The sequence below is a fragment of the Streptomyces sp. NPDC059003 genome (genome assembly GCF_042740445.1).
Lineage (GTDB): Bacteria > Actinomycetota > Actinomycetes > Streptomycetales > Streptomycetaceae > Streptomyces.
The window spans coordinates 1-15,240 of record NZ_JBHYJH010000058.1 but is presented as its reverse complement, the minus strand read 5'-3'; the positions used below and the strand labels follow the sequence as shown (position 1 = coordinate 15,240).

The window sequence follows — 15,240 nt, the reverse complement described above, 5'->3', positions numbered from 1 at the left end:
AGACGTACATGACCCAAGGCCCGACCGAGACCCCTCAGCCCCCGCAGAGCATGGTCGCGCTGCTGCGCCACCACGCCGCCCACCGGCCGGACGCGCTCGCGTACCGCTTCCTCGACGGCACCGACGGCACCGACGACGCCGAAAGGCCCGAGGGCCCCGAGAGCGGCAGGGGCGAGCACGCGTGGACCTTCGCCGAGCTCGACCTGCGCGCCCGGCGCGTCGCCGCGCTGCTCCAGGCCGAGGGGGTCGCCGGCGAGCCCGTGCTGCTGCTGCATCCGCCGGGGCTCGACTACCTCGCCGGGTTCCTCGGCTGCCTGTACGCGGGCGCCATCGCCGTGCCCGCGTATCCGCCGGACACCCGCCGCTTCGGCCAGACCATGCCGCGGCTCGCGGCGATCGCGCGGGACTCGCGGGCGACGCACGCGCTGACCACGGGCGGCCTTTCGCGGTTCGCGGGCGGCCGCAAGGACGAGCTCGCCGCGCTGGGGCTCGGCGGCCTGCGGTGGCTGGTGACGGGCGGCCGCGACGCGGCGGACGGCCCCGACGCGCGGGACTGGCGCGAGCCGGACGTCACCGGTGACGCCCTCGCGTTCCTCCAGTACACCTCCGGGTCGACGGCCGCGCCCAAGGGCGTGATGGTCAGCCACGGCAACCTGCTGCACAACCTCGCCTCCATCCACCGCAGGCTGGCCCACGACACCGCGTCGGCGATGGTGTCGTGGCTGCCGCCGTACCACGACATGGGCCTGATCGGCGGCATCCTGTCGCCGCTGTACGGCGGGTTCCCCGCGCATCTGATGGCGCCCATGTCGTTCGTGCGCAAGCCCCTCCTGTGGCTGCGGACGCTGTCCGAGACGCGCGCTTCCACCAGCGTCGCCCCCAACTTCGGCTTCGAGGCGTGCGTCCGCAGGATCACCGACGAGGAGCGCGCCGGGCTCGACCTGAGCCACTGGCGGCTCGCCCTGAACGGCGCGGAGCCGGTGCGCGCCGACACGCTCGACCGGTTCGTGGAGCGGTTCGCGCCGTGCGGGTTCCGGCGCGCGGCGCTCCTGCCCTGCTACGGCCTCGCCGAGGCCACCCTGATGGTGACGGGCGTACGCGCCGACGAGGCACCCGTCACCGGGGAGTTCGACGCGGCGGCGCTCGGCGCGGGCACCGCCACACCGGCCGCCGCCGCAGCGGCCACCGGCTCAGCGGCCACCGGCGGCCGGGTCACCCGGGTCGTCGGGTGCGGCCCCGCGGTCGACGGCCTCGACGTGGCGGTCGTGGACGCCGCGACCGGGCGCCGGGTCACCGGCGAGGGCACCGTCGGCGAGATCTGGATCGCGGGCGGCAGCGTGGCGCGCGGCTACTGGCGGCGGCCCGACGCGACCGAGGCGACGTTCCGCGCGCGCGTCGCGGGCGAGGGCGACACGCCGTACCTGCGCACCGGCGACCTGGGCTTCGAGCGCGCCGGACAGCTGCACGTGGTCGGCCGCACCAAGGACGTCGTCATCGTGCGGGGCCGCAACCACTACCCGCACGACATCGAGCTCACCGTGGAGCGGGCCGACCCGGCCGTCCGCGCGGGCTGCGGCGCGGCGTTCGCCGTGGAGGTCGACGGGGCCGAGCAGCTGGTGGTCGCGTACGAGATCGACGGGCGGCGCCCCGACAACGCGCCGGAGCTGCTCGCCCGGCTGCGCACCGCGATCGCCGAGGAGCACGAGGTCGCGCCGCACGCCGTCGTGCTGCTCAAGCGGTCCACGGTCCACCGGACGACCAGCGGCAAGATCCAGCGCCAGGCCTGCCGCAAGGACTTCCTCGGGCTCGGCCTGAAGGTCGTGGCGGCGAGCGTGGCCCGCGACACGCCGGAGAACCGCCCGCCGGGCCCCGGCACCGCGAGGTCCGCCACGCCCGGGGCACTGGGGCCCGCCGCCGTCGCGGAGGTGCTGCGCGACCACCTCGACGAAACCACCGATACCACCGGCGCCATGGAGCGCTCCTTCGCCGAGCTCGGGCTCGACTATCCCCGCCTTCTCGCCGTCGTCCGGGACCTGGAGCGGCGCTGCGGCATCGTGCTGCCGGTCGGTGACCTGCTCGTACGGCCCCGTGTCGCGACCCTCGTCGACCTGCTCGCGGACCGGGCGCCCGCCGGCGAGGCGTGGGCGTCCGACACCGTCGAGGCGTGGCTGACCGCGCGTGTCGCGGACCGCCTGGGCCTGCCCGCCGCGGCCGTCGACCCGACGAAGCCGCTGGCGTCCCTGGGCCTCGACTCCAGGCAGGCCGTGGCGGTCCTCGGGGAGCTGGGCGCGCGCACGGGCCGCGAGATCCCCGCGTCCGTCGTCTTCGACCACCCCACGATCCGCGCGATCGCCGCGCATCTCGCGACCACCCCGGCCGCCGCCCCCGAGGACGACGGCACGCCCGACGGCCGGCCCGCGCACGAGCCCGTCGCCGTCATCGGCATCGGCTGCCGCTTCCCCGGCGCGCCCGACCCGGAGAGCTACGGGCGGCTCCTGCGGGACGGCCGGGACGCGATCACCGAGGTGCCGCAGGGGCGGTGGGACGCCCGGCGCGTCGACGCGCCCGCGTACGGCGGGTTCGTGGACGGCGTCGAGGAGTTCGACGCGCGCTTCTTCGGCCTCTCCGCGCGCGAGGCGGTCCGCATGGACCCGCAGCAGCGGCTCCTGCTCGAAGTCGCCTGGCAGACCCTGGAGGACGCCGGTCTCGACCCGACGTCGCTCGCGGGCAGCGCCACCGGCGTGTTCGCGGGGATCAGCAGCCACGACTACGCCGAGCTGCAGATGGGCCGCCTGGACACCGTCGACGTGCACGGGGCCACCGGCAACGCGCACGCCATCGCCGCCAACCGGCTCAGCTACGCCCTCGACCTGCGCGGCCCGAGCCTGGCCCTGGACACGGCGTGCTCGTCGTCCCTGACGGCCGTGCACCTGGCGTGCGCGGCGCTGCGCCGCGGCGAGTGCTCCCTGGCGCTCGCGGGCGGCGTGAACCTGATGCTCACGCCGGGCCTCTCGGTGGCGTTCGCGGACGGCGGCATGCTGTCCGCCGACGGCCGCTGCCGCACCTTCGACGACGCGGCGGGCGGCTACGTACGCGGTGAGGGCGCGGGCCTCGTCCTGCTCAAGCCGCTGTCCGCCGCGCTCGCCGACGGCGACCGCGTGCACGCCGTCATCAAGGGCTCGGCCACCGGCCACGGCGGCCGCAGCAACGGCCTCACCGCGCCGCGGGGCTCGGCCCAGCGCGAGGTGATCGAACGGGCCCTCGCCCAGGCGGAGTTGAGCGGCAAGGAGGTCGACTACGTCGAGGCGCACGGCACCGGGACCCCGCTGGGCGACCCCGTCGAGTGGGAGGGCCTCGCGGCCGTGTACGGGATGGGCCGCCCGGACGGCGCGCGCTGCCTGGTCGGCTCGGTCAAGACGAACATCGGGCACCTGGAGGCGGCCGCGGGCGTGGCGGGCCTGATCAAGGCGGCGCTCGTCGTACGGGACCGCGCGGTGCCGCCGACGCTCCACCTCGACACGCCGAACCGCCAACTGGACTGGGACGGAGCGGGACTTCACGTACCGACACGCCCGACGCCGCTCGCGGGCGAGGGTCCGGTGCGGGCCGCGGTCAGCTCGTTCGGGTTCGGCGGCGCGAACGCGCACGTGGTCCTGGAGTCCCCGCCCGAACCCGCGCTCCCCGCGCAGCCCGCGCCCGCGCGGCCGGTGCACGCCCTGTGCCTGTCGGGCCACACGCCGACCGCCCTGACGACCCTGGCCCGGCACTGGCGCACCCATCTGGCCGCCCACGCCGACCCGCCCCTGGCCGACCTGTGCCGGGCCGCGCACACGGGCCGCGCGCGCCTCGCACACCGGGCGGTGGTCGTCGGCGGGTCGGCGGCCGCCCTGGACGCCGGGCTCGCCGCCCTCGCCCGCGGTGAGGCGTCGACGGCCGTGGTGCGCGGCGTGACCGGGCACGGGCCCGCGCCGAAGGTGGCGTTCCTGTTCACCGGCCAGGGCGCGCAGTACACCGGCATGGGGCAGGGCCTGTACGACGCGCACGCCGGCTTCGCGCGGAGCGTCGACCGCGCCGACCGGGTGCTGCGGCCCCACCTCGGCGTGCCGCTCACGGAGCTCCTTTTCGCCGAAGCGGGCGCCGAGCGGCTGCGCTCCACCCGGTACTGCCAGCCCGCGCTCGTCGCCCTCGAAGTCGCGCTCGCCGAGCTGTGGCAGTCGCTCGGGGTGCGGCCCGCCGCCGTGCTCGGGCACAGCGTCGGCGCGTACGCCGCCGCGTGCGTGTCGGGGGCGCTGTCCTTCGAGGACGCGCTGACGCTCGCCGCGGTGCGCGGGCGGCTCATGGACGAACAGCCGGGCGACGGCGCGATGATCGCCTGCGTCGGGGACGCGGACGCGGTGCGGGCGGTCGCCGACGGGTGCGGCACGCTGGCGGTCGCCGCCGTCAACTCCCCCACCCACCTGGTCCTCTCCGGCGAGCGGGGCGAGGTCGAGCGGGCGGGGGCGGAGCTGGTGGAGCGGTCGGTGACGGTCAGGCCGCTCGCCGTGTCGCACGCCTTCCACTCGCCCCTGATGGCGGGCGCCGTCGAGCCGCTGCGTGCGGCCGCGCGCGCGGTGCGGTTCGCCGAGCCGGTGATCCCGTGGGTGTCGGACGCCACCGGCGAGCCGGTGGACCGCGTCGACGCCGACGCGCTTGCGGCCCATCTCCTCGGCACGGTCCGCTTCGCCGACGGCCTCGCGGCCCTGCGCCGCCTCGGCTGCTCGGCGTTCGTGGAGGTGGGACCGCACCCGACGCTGCTCGGCCTGGCCCGCGCGGCGGCGCCCCCGGACGGCGAGCGGCCACCGCTGTGGCTGCCGTCGCTGCGCCGCGTCCGCGCCGGTGCCGCGCGCGACACGGGTGACTGGCACTCCCTGCTCCAGTCCCTCGGGCGGCTGCACTGTGCGGGCGGTGACGTCGACTGGGCGGCGCTCGACGAGGGCCGCAGGACGCCGCACGTGCCGGTGCCGCACGCGGTGCTCGAACGGGAGCCGTACTGGTTCACGCCGCCCGAGGAGACACCCGCGCCCGAAGCGCCCGCGCCCCAGACCGCCGCGCCCGAGGCAGCCGTACCGGAGACGGCCGTACCGGAGACGGCCGTACGGGAGAACGCCGCACCGGAGACGGCCGTACCGGAGAACGCCCTACCGCAGGCCATCGCACCGCAGGCCATCGCACCGCAGGCAGCCGCACCACAGGCCCCCGCCCCCGCCCCTCCGCGCGAGCCGTCCCCGCTACGGCACGAGGTGGTCGCCCACGTCGCCCGTGTCTGCGGATACGACGCGCGGCAGATCCCGCACGACGCGCGGCTCGGCATGGACCTCGGCTTCGACTCGCTGATGCGCAAGGAGCTGGAGCGCGCGCTTGCGCGGCGGTTCCCCGACCGGCTCAACGGCAACCGCGACCGGCTGCCCGACGACCCGACCGTCGGGCAGCTGATGGACCTGCTCGACGGCGCCGGACCGGGCCCTGCCGCGCCGCTCCCCGAGGAAGCCCCGGCGCGGGCCCCCGTTCCCCAAGAGCGGGTCTTCGAGGAGTGGCCCGAATACGTGGAGCTCCAGGGCCGGTTGCGGCAGGCCACCGCCGACGGGGCGAACCCGTACGGCCGCACGCACGAGACGTACAACGGCGCCCGGTGCCGCGTCGAGGGACGCACCGTCCTGAACTTCTCGGCCTTCAACTACCTCGCCCTGTCCCACCACCCGCGGGTCCGCGCGGCCGCGAAGGCCGCCGTCGACCGGTACGGCACGTCGTGCTCGGCGACGCCGCTCCTGTTCGGCGAGACGCCGCTGCACCACGAGCTCGACGCGGAGATCGCCGCGTTCCTCGGCACCGAGGCGGCGATCGTCTTCGCGGGCGGGCACGCCACGAACGTCGCCACCATCGGGCACCTCTTCGGGCCCGACGACCTGATCCTGCACGACGAGTGGATCCACGACAGCGCGGTGCGCGGCAGCGTCCTGTCCGGCGCGCGGCGCAGGCCCTTCCCGCACAACGACTGGCGCGCCCTCGACCGCATGCTGAGCGCGTCGCGGTCCGGGGCCCGGCGCGCCCTGGTCCTGGTCGAGGGCGCGTACAGCCAGGACGGCGACCTGCCGGACCTGCCGAAGTTCATCGACGTCAAGCGGCGGCACGGGGCCGTCCTCATGGTCGACGAGGCCCACTCGCTCGGGGTGCTCGGCCGCACGGGCCGCGGCATCGGCGAGCACTTCGGCGTCGACCGCGCCGACGTCGACCTGTGGATGGGCACGCTCAGCAAGGCCGTCGGCAGCCTCGGCGGCTATGTGGCGGCGCGACAGCCGATCGTCGAGTACCTGAAGTTCACGGCGCCGCTGCACATCTTCAGCACCGGCATCTCGCCCGCGAACACGGCCGCCGCACTGGAGGCGCTGCGGGTCATCCGGGACGAGCCGGAGCGCGTGGCCCGGCTGCGGGGGCTCGCCGAGCACTTCCGCGACGCGGCGCGGGCCCGCGGGCTCGACATCGGCGTGTCGCGGGCGTCGGCGGTGGTCCCGGTCGTCATCGGCGGCTGGGCCGAGACCATGGCCCTGTCGAACGCGCTGCTGCGCCTCGGCGTGAACGTCATGCCGATCGGCCATCCGGCGGTACCGCCCGACGAGTGCCGCCTGCGCTTCTTCATCAACGCCGACCACACCCCGGACGAACTCGACCACGCCCTCGACCTGTTGGGACGAGCCATGGCAGCACAGCAGCGGAGCAACGAAACCTCCCGGACCGGGCCGGGAGCGGACGCGCGCACGGCGCGGGGAACGGCCTCCTCCAGCGCCGCGACCGAGTCCGCCCCGGCCCTCGAACGCGCCCCCGCGTCCTCGGGGGTCGCGGCGCCCGACGTCCTCGTCGCCGGGGCGAGCGGCTTCATCGGCGGGCACCTCACGCGGCGCCTCGCCGAACAGGGCCACCACGTACGGGTGTTGGTGCGCGACGGAAGCGACCGCTCGGGGTTCCACGGCGTGGACGTGGACGTGGCGGTGGGCGACCTCGGTGACCCGGCGAGCCTGCGCCGCGCCGCCGCCGGGGTGCGGCACGTCTACAACTGCACGGGCCTGTCCGCGGACTGGGGCCCCTGGGAGGACTTCCGGCGCGTCAACGTCGACGGCAGCCGCCACCTCGTCGACGCGGCGCGGCACGCGGGCACGGTCGAGCGGTTCCTGCACGTCAGCACCACCGACGTGTACGGCTATCCGGTGCGGCCGTGCGACGAGAGCGCCCCGCCGCGCGACATCGGCCTGCCGTACAACCGCAGCAAGCTCCTCGGCGAGCAGGCGGTGCGCGCGGCCGCCGCCCGCGCCGGGATCCCGCTGACGGTGGTGCGGCCGGTGAGCGTCTACGGCCCGCGCAGCAAGGATTTCGTCATCGAGATCGCGACGCTCCTGCTTGCCAGGCAGATGGTGTACATCCGCGGCGGCCACGTCCCCGCGGGCCTGCTCTACGTGGGCAACGCGGCCGACGCGATGATCGCCGCCTGCGCGTCGGAGGCCGCCGCGGGCGGTACGTACAACCTGCGCGACCCGGACCGCACGACCTGGCGCGAGTACGTCGAGGCGCTCGCCCGCGGCCTCGGCGTGAAGCCGCCGGGCCTGAGCCTGCCCGCGCCGGTGGCGCGCGGCGTCGCGACCCTGTCGGAGGGCGTCTACGGAGCGCTGCGGGTGAAGTCCCGGCCCGTGCTCACGCGCCACGCCGTGCACCTCTTCGACCGCGACCAGTCGTACGCCACCGACCGGGCCCGGGACGACTTCGGCTTCAAGAGCGAGGTCGGCTTCGAGGAGGGGGTGCGGCTCACGCTCGACTGGCTCGACTCGCCCGAGGGCCGCGCCCACGTCGCACGCTGACCACCTCCCCCCGCCTCCCCGCTCCCGCTCCCGCTCATCGAGAGGACCCCACCCGTGCACCTCACCGAGCGGCCCACGGCGCCGGCCCGCGCCTGGTTCTCCGGCCCCGGCTTCGCACCGGACCCCGGCATCGAGCCGGGCCCCGACACCGGACGGAGTCCCGACGGCGCCCGGAGCCCCGCCCCCGCCACCGCCGCCCCGCCACGCCTGATCTGCTTCCCCTACGCGGGCGGCACCCCGTCCGTGTACCGCGACTGGCAGGGCCTCCTGGGCCGGAGCATAAGGGTCGTGCCGGTGCAGCTGCCCGGCCGTGGGCCGCGGCTCGGCGAGGCGCCGTACACAGACCTGGAAGCGCTGGTCACCGACCTGACGGACGCGCTGCTCGCGGCCGGACTCGCCCACGACTACGCCCTGTTCGGGCACAGCATGGGCGCGCTGCTCGCGTACGAGGTGGCCTGCGCCCTGCGCGAGCGCGGGGAGCCGGAGCCCCGCCATCTGTTCGTGTCCGGCAGCCGGGCGCCGCACCTGTACGGCGACCGGTCCGACCACACGCTCGCCGACGCCGACCTGCGCCGCCTCGTCCACGACCTGGGCGCCCTGGACCCCGGGGACCGCGTCGGCGGCGCGTACCTGGAGCGGCGCCTTCCCGTGCTGCGCGCCGACCTCACGGCGTGCGAGCGCTACCGCTGGCGGCCGCGCCGCCCCCTGGACTGCCCGATGACCGCGTACTCCGCGACCCGTGACCCGCTCGCGCCCGCCCCGCTCGTCGAGGCGTGGCGCGCGTACACAAGGGCATCGCTGCTGCGCCGCCACGTGGCGGGCGACCACTTCTTCCTCACCGGAACCGGACGGCAGCCCCTCCTGCGCGACCTGCGCACCGAACTCACCCGCAGCACCGAGGAGAAGGAACCCTCATGGACCTACTGAGCCTGGCCAGGGCCGTCAAGGACCGGGCGCAGGAGCCGTTCACGGACGCGCTCGCCGTCGCCCGGATCGTCACGGACCCGCGGATACCGCTGCTGCTCGTGCTCAACCGCACCCTGTTCACGCCGCTGTACCGGGCGTCGTTCCTCGCGGCGGCCGCGGGCTCCGGCGTGCTCGGCTGCATGGCGACGCGCCCGTGCGACCTGGAGAGCATCGCCGAGCGGATCGGGGCCGCACCCGAGGACCGGCAGCGCCTGCGCGCGTGGCTGGAGATCGGCGTGCGCCTCGGCGAGCTGAGCCGCGGCGAGGGCTGCTACCGCCTGCGCAGCCGCACCGCCAAGGCGCTCGCGAGGCCGGGCAACGACGCCGTCGCCGCGACCCTGGAGGAGCTCCTCCGCTTCCACGTGCCGGCCCTGCGGGACGCGCCGCGGATGCTGGCGGACGGCGGCCGCTTCGACCTGTCCGACCAGGACGGCCTGGTCATCGCCCGCTCCTCGCTCGTGGTGCGGCGCATGGTGGAGGAGGCGCTCGGCAGGACACTGCCGCGCACGGCGCCCGTCCGGCTCCTGGAGGTCGGCTGCGGCAGCGGCGCCTACGTCCGGTACGCGGCGGAGCTGAACCCGCGCCTGACCGCCCTCGCCGTCGACCTCCAGGGCGAGGTCGCCGAGCGGGCCGCGAAGAACATGGCGCAGTGGGGCCTCGCCGACCGCGTCGAGACCCGGCAGGCCGACCTGCGCACCCTGGAGCTCCAGCCGCAGTTCGACGTGGTGACGCTGCACAACAACATCTACTACTTCCCCGAGGACGAGCGCGCCGACGTCCTCGCCCGCGTCCGCTCGTTCCTCGCCCCCGGCGGCACCCTCCTGCTCACCTCGTCGTGCCGGGGCGGCGGCGTCCTCGGCCTCGACGTGCTCAACCTGTGGTTCGAGTACGCCGGGTTCGGCGGGCCGCTGCCGCGCGAGGACGAGCTGCTCGGCCAGCTGCGCGCCGCCGGGTTCGACGACGTACGGGCCACGCGTCCCGTCCCCGGCCAGCCGTTCCGCGCGTTCACCGGCACCAACACGCACCCCGAGGAGGCCGCGTCGTGACGACGAATACGACGAAGGCGACGGAAACGACTCAGGCGACGCAGAGCACGGAGGAGTCCCCGGCCCCCACCACCACCGCCCCGCACGCCGACCTGGTCGTCGTCCTCGGCCGCCCGCACACGGCGGCGCCCGAGGAGCTCGGCGGCAAGGGCGCCCGGCTCGACGAGCTGACACAGGCGGGCCTTCCGGTGCCGCCCGCGTTCTGTCTGACCACCGGCCTCTTCGAGGCGTTCCTGCGCGAGAGCGGCGTCGGCGCCGAGCTCCGCGCGGCCGAGGCCCGCGCCGAACCCGCCTCCGTCGTACGCGAGTTGATCCTTGCCCGGGACATCCCTGAGCCCATCGCCCGCACGGTCGTCGCGGCGTACGAGGACCTGGGCCGGCCGCGCGTCGCGGTGCGCTCGTCCGCGGTGCGCGAGGACTCCGCCGGGCAGTCCTTCGCGGGCCAGCACGACACGGTCCTCGACGTCGCGGGCGACGCGGCGCTGCTGGAGGCGGTCAAGGTCTGCTGGGCGTCGCTGTGGTCGGACCGGGCCGCCGCGTACCGGGCGGAGCCGGGGGCCGTGGACGCCATCGCCGTCGTCGTGCAGGAGATGGTGGACGCGGACGTCAGCGGCGTCCTGTTCACCGTCGATCCCGTAGGCGGCCGGCCGCACCGCCTGGTGGTGGAGGCCTGCTGCGGGCTCGGCGAGGGCCTGGTGTCCGGCAGGGTCTCCAGTGACTTCTTCGTCGTGGACGACCGCACGTTCGACGTCGTCGAGGAGCGCGTGCGCTACAAGGTCACCAAGTGCGCGCCGATCGCGCCGGGCCGCATCGGCATGACGAAGGTCGACGCCGCCGACCGCGACGCCCCCTGCCTGACGGGGGACCAGCTCGCCGCCCTCGCCCGGCTCGCCCTCGACGTGCGCACCCGCTACGGCTGCGAGCAGGACATCGAGTGGGCGCTGCGCGACGGGGCGCTGCACCTGCTGCAGGCGCGGCCGATCACCACGCAGCCGCGGCCCGAGGCCGCCGCGGGCGCCCACAGCCCGTATCTGCCCCGGCACCTGGAGGCCGTCCCCGACGAGGTGCGCGGCGGCACGCTGTGGTCCCGCATGGACATCGGCGAGATCTTCGTCGGCCTGATGTCGCCGCTCGGCCTGAGCTTCGCCCGCTACTACCAGGACCATGTGCACGGCGACTGCGCGCGGGCCCTCGGCGTGCGCGACATCGGGGACGTGGGCCTGCACATGGGCTACTTCCAGGGCCATGTGTATCTGAACATCTCCTACACGGCGTATCTGCTCGGCCAGGCCCTGCCCACGCGCGACCAGCGGCACTTCACGCGCCGCTTCGTCAGCGAGGAGGTCGACCTGGCGACGTACGCCAACCCGTTCGGCACCTTCCCCGGCGGCATGGAGGACCTGCTCTCCACGGCGCACTGGCTGCGCGAGACGGCGCGCGAGATGCTGGTCATGAAGGGCCGCGCCCGCGCCATGGTCACGACCCGCCTCTACGAGTTCGACCGCGCCCGGCGCCTTGACCTGACCCGGATGAGCCGCCGCGACCTCGCCGCCGAGCTCACCCGCTATCTGGACTACTTCCACGACGCGCACGTCGGCTACATGCCGTACTACATCAACGCGTTCGGGTTCTACGGCATCCTCACGGAGCTGTGCGCCAAGTGGCTCGGCTCGGCGGGCGACAACCTCCAGAACCGCATCAAGACCGATATGTCGAGCCTGCGTACGGTGGCGTCGGCGCAGGAGATCTGGAGCGTCGCGCAGGCCGCGAAGGCCAGGCCGCGCGTCATGGAGATCATCGAGGCGGCGCCCCTGGAGGAGGTCGCGGACCGGCTGCGCGAGGACGCCGACGGGCGGGCGTTCTGGGACGCGCAGATGGAGCCGTTCCTGCGCGCCAACGGCACGCGGGGGCGCCAGGAGATGGAGCTCACGCACCAGCGCTGGATCGACGACCCGTCGTACCTCTTCCAGATGATCCGCCGCTACGCCGCCGACGGCTTCACGGCCGACGACATCATGGGCCGCAGCCGGGCGCGCCAGGAGGGCGACACCTGGGCGGTCCTGAAGGAGCTCTCGCTGCCGCGGCGCAAGACCATCGAGGGCGTCATCGCGATGTACTCGCTCTGCAGCGAGCTGCGCGAGACCACCCGCATGTCGATGATCACGTCGATCTGGCTGGTCAGGAACGTCGTGTACGAGGTGGGGCGGCGGCTTGTCGACGAGGGCGTCCTGCACTCCCTGGACGAGGTCGCCTTCCTCGACTTCGAAGACGTGCGCCGCTATGTGGGCGGCGAGCTCTCGCTGCGCGAGGCGTTCCCGCGGGCGCGCGTCGAGGAGCGGCGGCGCGTGCACGAGTACCACAACCGCCTTCCGGAGCCGCCGCTGACGTTCGTCGGCGAGCACGACAGCACGCGGGCGGTGCGGCCCGTGAAGGACGGCGCGCGCCTGGAGGGGCTGGGGTCGAGCCCGGGGCGGATCGTGGGGCGTGCCCGCATCGTGGAGGACCTGGTGTGGCAGGCCGACGAGTTCCAGGCGGGCGAGATCCTCGTGACCCGGCACACCGACGCGTCGTGGACGCCGCTGTTCGCCATCGCCGGGGGCGTCGTCACGGACATCGGCTCGATGCTCTCGCACAGCTCCATCGTGTCCCGGGAGTTCAACGTGCCCTCGGTGGTCAACACCAAGTACGCCACGCAAGTGATCAACACCGGCGACATGGTCATGGTCGACGGCGACACCGGTGTCGTCGAGGTCGTGGAGGGCTGAGGCCCCGCACGCCACGTCGCGCGGCCGACAGGGACAACGAGAGGGAAACGAGAGCGAGAAGAGGAGGAACCGCGTGATCCCCAACCAGTGGTATCCGATCCTGCGGACCGAGGACATCGCACGCGACAAGCCGACGGGCGTGCGCCGCCTGGGCGAGGAGCTCGTGCTCTGGCGCGACCTCGACGGCAAGCTGGTCTGTCAGTCGGCGCGCTGCCCGCACAAGGGCGCGAACCTGTCCGACGGGCGCCTGGTGGGCAACTCGATCGCCTGCCCGTACCACGGCTTCCGGTACGACACCGAGGGCGCCTGCCGCCTGGTCCCGGCGCTCGGCACGGAGGGCCGCATCCCGGCGTCGCTGCGGATCGAGACGTACGAGGTGCGCGAACAGCACGACCTGGTGTGGCTGTGGTGGGGCGAGAAGCGGGCGAGCCTGCCGGAGATCGAGCTGCCCCACGAGCTCGCGGAGCACCCGCGGCCGTACGAGACCATCACCTTCAGCAGGCCGGTGCACTACACGCGCTACATCGAGAGCCTGCTCGAGTTCTACCACGTGACGTTCGTGCACCGTGATCACTGGGCGAACATCATCGACTACACGTTCATGTACGGCAGTTGGCGCAAGCTGTGGACCGACGGCCGGGAGCGCTACATCGCCGCCAACAAGATCGTCAACCATCGCGTGGACGTCGAGGGCACGGTCATCCGCAACACCTTCGACCAGTGCGAGGAGGGCAACCCCTCCAACACCTGGCACTTCGACCTGATCTACCAGGCCCCGTGCATGACGCACGTCCGGCAGGGCCTGCTGGAGGTCACGACCTGGCTCGTGCCCATCGACGAGCACCACACCCAGGCGATCATGCGGCTCTACGAGTATCCGCTGCTGAAGTGGATGGTCCCGGTCAAGCCGCTGCGCCCCCTGATCCTGCGCCTCTCGCTGATGATGGAGCAGTACGTGCAGGACCGCCAGGACAACGACATCATGGCCCGTCAGGAGCCCAAGGTCAGCGAGCGCGGCGTCAACAAGTTCATCGCCGTGGACGAGATGAACGCCAAGTACCTGCAGATGCGGGACCGGTTGAAGGCCGAGGCCCGAGCCGAGGCGGAGGCCCGCGCGGCGACGCGGCAGCCGGAACCGGACGCCGCCGGGGAACCGGCGCCGACGGCCCCCACGAACGGCAGCAACGGCCACGGGACCGCCACGGGCGACCGCACGCCGAAGCCCGCCAGGAAGGCCCCGGCCCGCACGAAAGGCGTCGGGGTGTCCGCGTCCTGACACCGGCGCACGTTCCGGTTCCGGCCGGAGGGCCGGGGCGTGCGTGCCGGTGGGTGGGGGGTGCGGCCGTATGTGCGCCGCAGGGAGTGTCAGGACGTCGCGAGCCTCGCGACCCGGAGCGTTGCCCTGGCCCGTGCGCCCTTCTCGCCGTTCTCCCTGCCCTCGCCCTCCGTGCTGTCCTCGCCGTCCTCGCCCAGGTCGTCCCACCACTGGGCGCCGTCCTCGATCCGGCGCAGGAGCACGCCCTCGCGCAGCCCCCAGGGGCAGACGGCCGCCGACTTGAGCCCCATGAGCTTCATCGCCGTGTGCCCGACCACCGCCCCTGCCAGGCTCTGCCCGGACCGCGGCGCCGAGATGCCGGGGAGCCGCGCGCGCTCGGCGGCGGGCAGGCCCGCGAGCCGGTCCCGGGCCTGGCGGAGCCGCGACCGGTCGAGGGTCCGCGGCACGAACGGCCCGTGCCGCCCGGGTGCCGCGCCCGTCAGGCGCGCCAACTGCTGGAACGTCCGCGATGTCGCGACGGCGCTGCGCGGTCCCTCCCAGCGGATCCGGGCCGCCACGTCCCGCAGTTGGTGGCGCACCTGGCGGCGCAGCTCCTTGACGGCCTGTTCGGACGGCGGTTCTTCGCCGGGGAAGTGCTCGTACGTCAGGCGGTGCGCACCCAGCGGCAGCGACACCGCGAAGTCCGGCAGGCGGCCCCGCCCGAAGGCCACTTCGAGGGAGCCGCCGCCGAGGTCGAGCAGGACCAGCGGCCCGGCCCGCCAGCCCAGCCACCGCCGGGCGCCGAGGAACGTCAGCTCGGCCTCCAGCTCACCGGGCAGCGTGCACAGCCGCACACCGGTGCGCGCGTGGACGGTGCGCAGCACGTCGGGCCGGTTCGGCGCGTCCCGTACGACGGCGGTCGCGAACGCCAACGGCGGTGCGGAGCCCCAGCGTTCGGCGAGGCCGGCCGCGGCGGCGACGGCCTGCGCCAGGTCCCGCTGGGCGCGTGAGCCGAGCGGTTCGCCCGGCCGCACCCGTTCGTAGAGGCGCAGCTTCCACTTGGCCGTGTGCACCGGCAGCGGCGCCCCGCTGTCCGCGTCCACCACGACGAGGCGCACCGTACGTGACCCGACATCCAACACGCTGACTCGCATGCACCGTCAGTACCCAGGGCGCGCCACGCCACGCACGACCCTCGCGGGGCGCCCCAGTCCCGCCCCTTCACCCAAAACCAGGGGCTGCCGCCCCTGGCACCCCGCTTCATCGGCGCTCCGCGCCTCGTCCTCAAACGCCGGACGGGCTGGATCTTGCGGCAAGATCCAGCC

6 protein-coding genes are annotated in these 15,240 nt (G+C 74.6%); 5 read left to right on the top strand and 1 reads right to left on the bottom strand.

Annotated elements, in window-relative coordinates:
• Positions 1-8 precede the first annotated feature (8 nt).
• The 5 genes from ACFWZ5_RS21145 (at position 9) to ACFWZ5_RS21125 (ending at position 13,936) form a co-directional block, all read left to right on the top strand.
• Positions 9-7,883 (top strand): aminotransferase class I/II-fold pyridoxal phosphate-dependent enzyme, encoded by a 7,875-nt coding sequence (locus tag ACFWZ5_RS21145; RefSeq protein ID WP_384792866.1) that lies wholly within the window; start codon positions 9-11, stop codon positions 7,881-7,883.
• 54 nt (positions 7,884-7,937) lie between these two features.
• Positions 7,938-8,810, top strand: coding sequence for a thioesterase II family protein (locus tag ACFWZ5_RS21140; protein WP_384792863.1), 873 nt, complete (start codon positions 7,938-7,940; stop codon positions 8,808-8,810).
• Positions 8,798-9,895 carry an SAM-dependent methyltransferase gene (locus ACFWZ5_RS21135; protein ID WP_384792860.1) on the top strand — a complete coding sequence of 366 codons (1,098 nt, stop codon included), beginning with the start codon at positions 8,798-8,800 and terminating at the stop codon, positions 9,893-9,895. Before ACFWZ5_RS21140 ends, ACFWZ5_RS21135 begins: the two co-directional genes overlap by 13 nt.
• Positions 9,892-12,660, top strand: a complete 2,769-nt coding sequence (locus tag ACFWZ5_RS21130; RefSeq protein ID WP_384792857.1) for a PEP/pyruvate-binding domain-containing protein — start codon at positions 9,892-9,894, stop codon at positions 12,658-12,660. Before ACFWZ5_RS21135 ends, ACFWZ5_RS21130 begins: the two co-directional genes overlap by 4 nt.
• A 73-nt stretch (positions 12,661-12,733) precedes the next feature.
• The gene (locus ACFWZ5_RS21125) at positions 12,734-13,936 is read left to right on the top strand and encodes a Rieske 2Fe-2S domain-containing protein (RefSeq protein WP_384792854.1); all 1,203 of its coding nucleotides are present in this window, start codon (positions 12,734-12,736) and stop codon (positions 13,934-13,936) included.
• An 89-nt stretch (positions 13,937-14,025) separates the two neighbouring features.
• On the opposite strand, the gene ACFWZ5_RS21120 is transcribed toward ACFWZ5_RS21125, so the two are convergent.
• Positions 14,026-15,069 carry a Ppx/GppA family phosphatase gene (locus tag ACFWZ5_RS21120; RefSeq protein ID WP_384792851.1) on the bottom strand — a complete coding sequence of 348 codons (1,044 nt, stop codon included), beginning with the start codon at positions 15,067-15,069 and terminating at the stop codon, positions 14,026-14,028.
• Between the last annotated feature and the right edge of the window lie 171 nt (positions 15,070-15,240).

What these genes read in the sequence shown, in the direction of transcription:
- ACFWZ5_RS21145 (WP_384792866.1), top strand. Translation starts at nt 9, where the DNA reads ATGACCCAAGGCCCGACCGAGACCCCTCAGCCCCCGCAGAGCATGGTC.
- ACFWZ5_RS21135 (WP_384792860.1), top strand. Translation starts at nt 8,798, where the DNA reads ATGGACCTACTGAGCCTGGCCAGGGCCGTCAAGGACCGGGCGCAGGAG.
- ACFWZ5_RS21120 (WP_384792851.1), bottom strand. Translation starts at nt 15,069, where the DNA reads ATGCGAGTCAGCGTGTTGGATGTCGGGTCACGTACGGTGCGCCTCGTC.